Consider the following 8,310-nt stretch of genomic DNA (forward strand, 5'->3'; position numbering starts at 1 on the left):
GGAGCCCCGTTGCGCAGGATGTCGATGACGCTCCCGTAGAGCCGGCCGTCCTGCAGGCGCACCGAGAGGAAGCCGGGATTGACGACGACGTTGAGCGCCACGAGGGCGAGCAGGGCCACGACGGGCCACACGAGAGAGCTGCGCAGGAGCGCACGGACGTCAGGCACGGGGAGCCTCCTCGGCGTCGGGGACGACCTCGAGCGCCACGGCGGACTCGCCGGCACCCGCGATGGTGCGGAGCACGTCGGAGACCTCGAGGCCGTCGTTGACCTGCTCGGCCACCTTGCGGCGGTCGCGCATGACGACGACGCGGTCGGCGAGCCGCAGCACCTCCTCGAGCTCCGCGGAGATGAACACGACGGCCATCCCGTCGGCGGCCAGCTCGGCGACGAGCTGCTGGATCTGCGCCTTTGCGCCCACGTCGATGCCGCGGGTCGGCTCGTCGAGGACCAGGAGCCGCGGCTCGGTGATCAGCCAGCGGGCCAGCAGCACCTTCTGCTGGTTGCCGCCGCTGAGGTTGCGCATGAGGGCGTTCGGGTCGGCCGGTCGGATGTCGAGGGCCTCGATGTAGCGGCGGACGAGCTCGTCCTTGGTGCGCTGCGGCACGGGGCGCAGCCAGCCTCGCGTGGCCTGCAGCGCGAGGATCATGTTGTCGGCGACGGTCAGGTCGCCGACCACGCCCTCGGCCCGACGGTCCTCGCTGGAGAACGCGACGCCGGCGTCGATGGCCTGGCGCGGGGAGCGCCAGGGGCGGGTCCGGCCCTGCACCTGCACCTCGCCGCGGTCGGCGACGTCGGCGCCGACGAGGAGTCGCGCCAGCTCGGTGCGACCAGAGCCGAGCAGCCCGGCCACGCCGACGACCTCCCCCTCGTGCAGGGCGAGGTCGGTGGCCTCGAGCTCGCCCGAGCGGCCCAGGCCGACGACCTTGAGGACGGGCTCGGCGGCGGGAGCGGCCGGGTCGGCGGGCTGGCGGTCGAGCCGCTCGAGCACCTCCAGCTCGCGGCCGATCATCTCCTGCACGAGCTCGAGCTGCGTGATCTCCGCCGTCCGGTGCTCGGCGACGAACCGACCGTTGCGCAGCACCGTCATCCGGTCGGAGAGCTCGAAGACCTGGTCGAGGAAGTGCGAGACGAAGAGCACCGCGACGCCCTGGTCGCGCAGGGAGCGCACGACGTCGAAGAGCACGCGGACCTCGTCGGCGTCCAGGCTCGACGTCGGCTCGTCGAGCACGAGCACCTTGGCGTCGACGTCGACGGCCCGCGCGATAGCGACGAGCTGCTGCACGGCGATCGGGTGGCTGCCGAGGGTCGAGGTCGGGTCCACGTCGAGACCGAGCCGCGCGAGCACCTCCGCGGCCCGGCGGTTCATGGCCCGGGTGTGGATGCGGCCGAGCCGTCGCGGCTCACGTCCGAGGAGCATGTTCTCGGCGACCGTGAGGTTGGTGCAGAGGTTGACCTCCTGGTAGACCGTGCTGATCCCCGCGGCCTGGCTCTCGGCCGGGCCGGAGAACCGGTGCTCCTGGCCGTCGACCTTGAGGGATCCGGCGTCGATGGCGTAGACGCCGGTCAGCGCCTTGATCAGCGTCGACTTGCCGGCGCCGTTCTCGCCCATGAGCGCGTGCACCTCCCCTGGCAGGAGTCGCAGGCTCACGCCGTCGAGCGCCTTGACGCCGGGGAAGCCGATCTCGATGCCGGTCAGCTCGACCACGGGCTCCACCGCGCTGTCGGCGCGCGGAGCGGGTCGGGCAGCGGGGGTCTCGGCCCTCGCGGCGGCGGTTCCTGCGCTCATGACGTGCTCCTCACGGTCGAGCGGACGGGACGGTCGGGGTGGGACGGGGCGAGGTCGTGGCAGCGACCCCGCCCCGTCACGGGCAGGCTCAGTACTGGCGGTCGGCCAGCACCTGCTTCGCCTGGTCCTGCGTGAACGTCGTCTCCTCGGTGACGACCCGCTTCGGCACGTCCTCACCGGCCACGACCTTCTTCGCCAGCTCCATGAGCTGGGGCCCGAGCAGCGGGTTGCACTCGACGATGAAGTTGATCTTGCCCTCGCTCAGCGCGGTCATCCCGTCCTTCACGGCGTCGACCGTGATGATCTTGATGTCCGTGCCGGGCTTCTTGCCGGCGGCCTCGATCGCCTCGATCGCGCCGAGACCCATGTCGTCGTTGTGCGCGTAGACGACGTCGATGTCGTCGTGGGACTGCAGGAACGCCTCCATGACCTTCTTGCCGCCGTCGCGCGTGAAGTCGCCCGTCTGGGAGGCGATGATCTTGATCGCGTCGTCGGACGACGTGACGTCCTCGAAGCCCTTCTTGCGGTCGATGGCCGGCGCGGCACCCGTGGTGCCCTGCAGCTCGACGACGTTCACGTCGCCGTTCTTGTCGACGTCGGCGTCCTGGGCGTTGTCGACGAGCCACTGGCCGGCCTTCTCGCCCTCCTCGACGAAGTCGGAGCCGAGGAAGGTGACGTAGAGCGAGTCGTCGTCGGAGTCGACGGCGCGGTCGGTCAGGATGACCGGGATCTTGGCCCGCTTGGCCTCCTGCAGCACCGCGTCCCAGCCGGTCTCGACGACCGGGCTGAAGGCGATGACGTCGACCTTCTGCTGGATGTAGGAGCGGATCGCCTTGATCTGGTTCTCCTGCTTCTGCTGGGCGTCGGAGAACTTGAGGTCGACGCCGTCCTTCTTCGCCGTCTCGCGGATCGACGTCGTATTGGCGGAGCGCCAGCCGCTCTCGGCACCGACCTGGGCGAAGCCCATGGTCAGTCCGTCGCCGCCGGATCCGCCGTTGCCGCCGTCCGAGCTGCTGCCGCACGCCGTCATGCCACCGAGCAGGGCCAGGCCTGCTGCGACCGTGATGACCTTCTTGAACACTGCTTTCCTCCATCTGGTTCGGCGCCGGGACGGCACCTGCGGGGGGCTCGTGTGGCGGGCGGACAACCGGACACACTGGCGACGCTGGCACGTGACCTGCATCACTGATGCCTGATTGTTAACGCTCACAACACACCGCGTCAAGCAGTTCGACGAAGAAATTGTGAGCGCTCACAATGGCCGCCTCCCATGGGAGGATGCGGTGTGACCACCACCCCGCGCCGGAGCAGCTGGTCCGGCACCGTCCCGTACCACTTCGCCGCCGAGCACCGTCCCGCCGACCTCGACGCGCTGCGCCGCCTGGTCACGACCACCCCGCGCCTGCGCCCGGTGGGCACCGGCCACACCTTCAACGACGTCGCCGACGGGGCCGAGGCCGTCGCACTGACGGCCTTCGACACCGTCGACGTGCTGGACGACGGAGCCGCCGTGCGGGTCGGCGCCGGCCTGACCCACGCACGGCTGGCCGAGGAGCTCGCGCCGCACGGGCTGGCCCTGGCCAACCTGGCCTCGCTGCCGCACCTGAACGTCGCCGGCGCGGTCGCGACCGCGACGCACGGGTCGGGCACGCGGACCGGCAACCTCGCCACGCAGGTTCGGGCGGTCGAGCTGGTGCTCACCCCTGGCGACGTCGCGACCGTCCGCCGCGGCGACCCGGACTTCGACGGCGTGGTCGTCAACCTCGGCCTCCTCGGCGTGGTCACGGCGCTCGAGCTCGACGCCGTGCCCGCTGTCGACCACCGCCAGGTGGTGCTCCCCGACGCCGACGTCGCGAGCCTGCCCGACCGGCTCGCCGACCTGCACCGCCTCGGCCGCAGCGTCAGCGTCTTCACCCGCTGGGACGACGCGCCCAGCCACGTGTGGGTGAAGTGGCGCGACGGCGACCCCGACCCCGCCCCGGGGTGGGAGACGCTCGGGCTGGCGCCGGCCACGGAGGAGCTGCACCCGATCCCCGGCCTCGACCCGGTGCACTGCACGGCCCAGCAGGGCGTGCCCGGGCCGTGGGTGGAGCGGCTGCCGCACTTCCGGCCGGGGTTCCTGCCGAGCGCGGGCGACGAGGTGCAGTCGGAGTACCACCTGGCGGCCCAGCACGGACCCGCGGCCGTTCGCGCCCTGCAGGAGGTCGGGCACCTGCTCGACTCCGCCCTGCTGACGTCGGAGATCCGCGCGGTCGCGGCCGACGACCTCTGGTTGAGCCCCCAGTCGGGCCAGGACACCTGCTCCTTCCACTTCACCTGGACGGCCGACCTCACGCTCTCCTCGGCCGCGGCGCTCGTGGTCGAGCACGCGCTGGAGCCGTTCACGCCGCGCCCGCACTGGGGCAAGCACTTCGCGCTCGACGTGCGCGGCCTCTACCCGCGTCTGCCCGACTTCGAGGCGCTGCGCCGACGCCTCGACCCCGACGGCGTGCTCGCCGGCCCCTGGTACGACCGCGTCCTCGCCTAGCCCGACGACAGAAGTCCCCACGATCCGGGACGTGGTGGCCCCTTCTCGCGCCCGGAACGGGCGACGGGGTTCCGCATCGTGGGGGCGGACGACGCTGGCACTAGGCTCGACGTCATGCACGTCCACGTCGCCGACCACCCGCTCGTCTCCCACAAGCTCACGGTGCTGCGCGACGCGTCCACCGACTCCCCCACGTTCCGTCGGCTCGCGGACGAGCTGGTGACGCTGCTGGCCTACGAGGCCACGCGCGACGTCCGGGTCGAGACCGTGGAGGTGACGACGCCGGTCGCCCAGGCGCAGGGCGTCCGGCTCGCCGACCCGCGCCCGCTCGTCGTGCCGATCTTGCGCGCGGGCCTGGGCATGCTCGAGGGCATGCAGCGACTGCTGCCCACGGCCGAGGTCGGCTTCCTCGGGATGGTGCGCAACGAGGAGACGCTCGAGGCCGACACCTACGCCGAGCGGCTGCCCGACGACCTGTCCGGGCGCCAGTGCTACGTGCTCGACCCGATGCTCGCGACCGGCGGCAGCCTCGCCGCGGCCATCCACTTCCTGGTGAGGCGCGGGGCCGACCACATCACCGCCGTGTGCCTGCTCGCCGCCCCGGAGGGCATCGAGCGGATCGAGCGGGAGATGGCGGAGGTCGGCGTGCCCGTCACCCTCGTCGTCGCCGGTCTCGACGAGCGCCTCGACGAGAACGGCTACATCGTCCCCGGGCTCGGCGATGCGGGCGACCGCCTCTACGGCGTGGCCGACTAACCATGAGCGCGGCGCAGGAGCTTTGTCCGGGCGGTGGGGACTCCGGCGACCGTCTGGAGGACGTCCGCCGCTCCTGGCCGGCGCTCGTTGCCGCCGTAGCCCTCCTGCTCGTCGCGTCCCGGTCGCTGTTCGGCTGATCGGCTGCGGTGAGTCCCCGGGTCGTGCCAGGGTGTGCGCCATGACCGGGCAGGGTCTTGACGCGGACGCATCGGCGCTCGTGCTGCGCCCGCTGGGCTGGCGCGAGGCCGACGGCGTGGCGCGGCTGTGGCGCGACCTGCTGGTGCTGGCCGTGCCGTTGACACCCGGGGTCCTGTGGCTCGCCCTCGCGAGCGAGCAGCACCCTTTGGTCGCGGCGGCGGTGCTGGCGGGTGTGCTGGCGGCGCTCGGTGCCTACGCGACGGAGCTGCTGATGGTGCGCCACGAGCGAGTCGTCGTCACCGCGAGCACGGTGGAGTGGTGGCGTGGCAAGCGGGTGCGTGCCCGTCTCCGCCGAGGTCCGACCCTGCGAGCCGCGCGCTACGTGCCCTGGCCGGTCGGGCGACCGCTGGGCCTCCTGCACCTCGCCGTCTCCGACGGGACCACGGGGTTCCGCCTCGGCGACGCACGCTGGATCGCGCACTTCGAGACGATCGCGCTCGCCGCCGAGGTGGCCGCGCCGCGGCTGACCCACGACAGGGCCCGTCGACGCATGCCGGAGTGCTTCACCCCGGTCGAGCGCCTCGCGGGTCTCGTCGGTTCACGACGCCGCCGCGTCGCAGCGCTCGTCGTGCTGGCCCTCGGCGGCGTAGCCTTCCTGGCTGGAGTGTTGAGCGGCCGCGGTGCATGAGTGACCCCGGCACCGTCCGTGTCCTGCACCCCGTGCCCTGGTCGGAGCAGCCGCAGTGGGTCGCGCTGCGGCGTCTTGTGTTCTACCGGTCCCTCCTCGCGCTGCCCTTCCTCTTCCAGTTCGTCGTCCAACGTGGGGACCGACCGGTGCTCGCGCTCCTCCTGCTGAGCGCTGCGGGGCTCATCGCCTCCGGCACGGCGTGGGAGTGGTGGCAGGGCACCCGCGAGCGGCTCGTGCTCACCGACGACACGGTGGAGCCCGTCCGAGGGCGACGGAGGCGGCCACGGTCCCGCCTGGCCCGGAAGGACCTGTGGGCTGCGCGCTTCTCCCTCTACCGTGGCGAGCCGGAACCCGGGACGCAGGCCCTCGCGATGTCCGACGGTGGCGACGGCATCCTGCTCACCCACGCCGGCTGGACGCCGAGGTACCCGGAGCTGCTGACGATCCTCGGGGTCTCCGCTCCAGGCGTGTCATCCAAGGTCGCTGCGCGGCGCCATCCTGAGGCGTTCGGCTGGGCCACCCCTCACCAGCTCGCGTCCGCCGTGCTGGCGGTCGTCGGACTCGTCGCGATCGTCGTGGCCCTCGCCCTGCTCTGAGCCTCGCGATCCGGCTGACGGTGTACGGACCGGCGTGGGAGGGTGTCGGCCATGACCGGTCCGACGTCGCCGACGCCACCGTGGCCCGTCGAGATCCTCCCCGTGCCCTGGTCGCAGTCCCAGGGCCGCACGCAGGTGGCGCGGGAGCTGCGCTGGAACCTGGTCGGGGCGCTCGGCCTGGGGGCGGGCGCCCTGGCGAACTTCGACCACGCTCCGGTGCTGGCCGGCCTCGCGGTCGCCCTCGGACTCGCCGGTCTGGTCGCACCGGTGGTGGCCCCGGTCGTGCGCTGGCCCGAACGGGTCGTGGTCGACGAGGAGACGGTCACGCTGTGGCGCCGCGGGAGGGTGCGGGGCCGTGTCCAGCGCGGGGTCGATCTCCGAGCCGTCCGGTACCGCCTCGGGCGGGGCGACGGATCCTCGCCTCAGCACCTGGCACTGTCGGACGGTCAGGAGGGGTTCCAGCTCACCGACCCTCGATGGGCTCCGCGGCACCTCGAGCTGGCGAACGTCGCCGGTGTCGACGCGCCGATGTCCCACGTCACCCTCGTCCGTCGTGAGATGCCCGAGGCCCTGCCGGTGCTCGACCGGACCTTCGTGGCCTGGGGACGCCCCGAGCTCAGGCGCCGACGTCTCGCGGTCGTCGCCCTGCTCGTCGTCGCCGCCGCCGCGATCGTGATCCTGCTCGCGCGCCACCAGGCCGGGGTCTTGTGAGCGGAGACCTCCTCGGCGCCGTGACCTGACCACACCCTGCGCCGTCGTACCCGTCTCACCCCACACCGTTCGGCTTGCGCCGACCCTGGACTCGGCCACGCTGGTCTGGTGAGCGAGGAGCCGGTCGACACCCACGAGGACCGACCGACCACCTCGGACGAGCCGAACCCGGCACGGTGGCAGATCCTCGCGGTCACCCTGGTCGTCGGCTTCATGTCGCTGCTCGACGTCACCATCGTCAACGTCGCGATCCCCTCGATGCAGGCCGGCCTGGACACCTCGGCTGCCGCGGTGCAGTGGGTCGTCTCCGGTTACGCGCTGAGCTTCGGGCTGGTGCTCGTGATCGGCGGGAGGCTCGGCGACGCGTTCGGGCGGCGACGGCTGATGCTGCTCGGGCTGACCGGGTTCGTGGTGGCCAGCGCGCTCGTCGGGCTCGCCCCGGGCACCGAGCTCGTGGTGGCCGCGAGGCTGCTCCAGGGCATCAGCGCCGGCCTGCTCACCCCGCAGAACTCCGGCCTCATCCAGACCCTCTTCCGCGGCGCCGAGCGGGGCCGGGCGTTCGGCTTGTTCGGCTTCGTCGTCTCGATCTCCTCCGCGCTCGGTCCGGTGCTCGGCGGGCTGATCATCACCCTGGCCGGCAGTGAGGACGGCTGGCGCTGGATCTTCTGGGTCAACGTGCCCGTCGGCCTGGTCGCGCTGGTGCTGGTCGCCCGGATCGTCCCGTCCGAGGTCTCCTCCGAGGGTGACGACCCGCGGCTGGACCTGGTCGGCGCCCTGTTGCTCGGACTGACCGTGCTGTGCGTGATCTACCCGCTGGTGAGCCTGGAGGGCGGCGGCTACCGCTGGCTGGTCCTGCTCGCGGCCGTGCCGGTCGGGCTGCTGCTGATCTCGCTCTGGTCCCGGGCCAAGCCGCCCGGGGAGGACCGCGCCGAGGTGCTCGAGCACACCCTGGGCGGCAAGGACATCGCCGAGGTGCACGAGATGTCGGTCGCCGAGGCGCACGAGCACTTCTCGTCCGGCGAGGCGAAGCTGCCCGCGGCAGTGAAGATCCTCGACCGCCTCGCCGACGTCGGGCTGGGCTACCTCACGCTCGGCCAGGCGCTGAC

The 8,310-nt window shown here is 72.4% G+C and carries 8 protein-coding genes; 6 read left to right on the forward strand and 2 right to left on the reverse strand.

Annotated features, from left to right (window positions below; translation table 11 throughout):
- Positions 1 to 159: 159 nt before the first annotated feature.
- Positions 160 to 1,788 (reverse strand): sugar ABC transporter ATP-binding protein, encoded by a 1,629-nt coding sequence (locus A6Q79_RS13130; protein WP_286690204.1) that lies wholly within the window; start codon positions 1,786 to 1,788, stop codon positions 160 to 162.
- An 88-nt stretch (positions 1,789 to 1,876) separates the two neighbouring features.
- Positions 1,877 to 2,869 carry an ABC transporter substrate-binding protein gene (locus A6Q79_RS13135; RefSeq protein WP_067860460.1) on the reverse strand — a complete coding sequence of 331 codons (993 nt, stop codon included), beginning with the start codon at positions 2,867 to 2,869 and terminating at the stop codon, positions 1,877 to 1,879.
- A gap of 204 nt (positions 2,870 to 3,073) precedes the next feature.
- Between A6Q79_RS13135 and A6Q79_RS13140 the strand changes: the two genes are divergently transcribed.
- The 6 genes from A6Q79_RS13140 to A6Q79_RS13165 form a co-directional block, all read left to right on the forward strand.
- Positions 3,074 to 4,315, forward strand: coding sequence for a D-arabinono-1,4-lactone oxidase (locus A6Q79_RS13140; RefSeq protein WP_289016670.1), 1,242 nt, complete (start codon positions 3,074 to 3,076; stop codon positions 4,313 to 4,315).
- A gap of 114 nt (positions 4,316 to 4,429) precedes the next feature.
- Positions 4,430 to 5,071, forward strand: coding sequence for a uracil phosphoribosyltransferase (upp, locus tag A6Q79_RS13145; RefSeq protein WP_286690202.1), 642 nt, complete (start codon positions 4,430 to 4,432; stop codon positions 5,069 to 5,071).
- Between the two features lie 178 nt (positions 5,072 to 5,249).
- Positions 5,250 to 5,897: a hypothetical protein gene (locus tag A6Q79_RS13150; RefSeq protein ID WP_286690201.1), complete on the forward strand. Its 648-nt coding sequence runs from the start codon at positions 5,250 to 5,252 to the stop codon at positions 5,895 to 5,897.
- The gene (locus A6Q79_RS13155; RefSeq protein WP_286690200.1) at positions 5,894 to 6,493 is read left to right on the forward strand and encodes a hypothetical protein; all 600 of its coding nucleotides are present in this window, start codon (positions 5,894 to 5,896) and stop codon (positions 6,491 to 6,493) included. Before A6Q79_RS13150 ends, A6Q79_RS13155 begins: the two co-directional genes overlap by 4 nt.
- A 51-nt stretch (positions 6,494 to 6,544) precedes the next feature.
- Positions 6,545 to 7,204, forward strand: coding sequence for a hypothetical protein (locus A6Q79_RS13160; RefSeq protein ID WP_286690199.1), 660 nt, complete (start codon positions 6,545 to 6,547; stop codon positions 7,202 to 7,204).
- A 108-nt stretch (positions 7,205 to 7,312) separates the two neighbouring features.
- Positions 7,313 to 8,310: MFS transporter (locus A6Q79_RS13165; protein WP_317698592.1), on the forward strand; the 998-nt coding region annotated here is incomplete at its 3' end.

The sequence above is a fragment of the Aeromicrobium sp. REDSEA-S32_B7 genome, assembly GCF_001626145.1.
GTDB lineage: Bacteria > Actinomycetota > Actinomycetes > Propionibacteriales > Nocardioidaceae > Aeromicrobium > Aeromicrobium erythreum.

What these genes read in the sequence shown, in the direction of transcription:
- A6Q79_RS13160 (WP_286690199.1), top strand. Translation starts at nt 6,545, where the DNA reads ATGACCGGTCCGACGTCGCCGACGCCACCGTGGCCCGTCGAGATCCTC.
- A6Q79_RS13150 (WP_286690201.1), top strand. Translation starts at nt 5,250, where the DNA reads ATGACCGGGCAGGGTCTTGACGCGGACGCATCGGCGCTCGTGCTGCGC.
- upp (WP_286690202.1), top strand. Translation starts at nt 4,430, where the DNA reads ATGCACGTCCACGTCGCCGACCACCCGCTCGTCTCCCACAAGCTCACG.
- A6Q79_RS13130 (WP_286690204.1), bottom strand. Translation starts at nt 1,788, where the DNA reads ATGAGCGCAGGAACCGCCGCCGCGAGGGCCGAGACCCCCGCTGCCCGA.
- A6Q79_RS13155 (WP_286690200.1), top strand. Translation starts at nt 5,894, where the DNA reads ATGAGTGACCCCGGCACCGTCCGTGTCCTGCACCCCGTGCCCTGGTCG.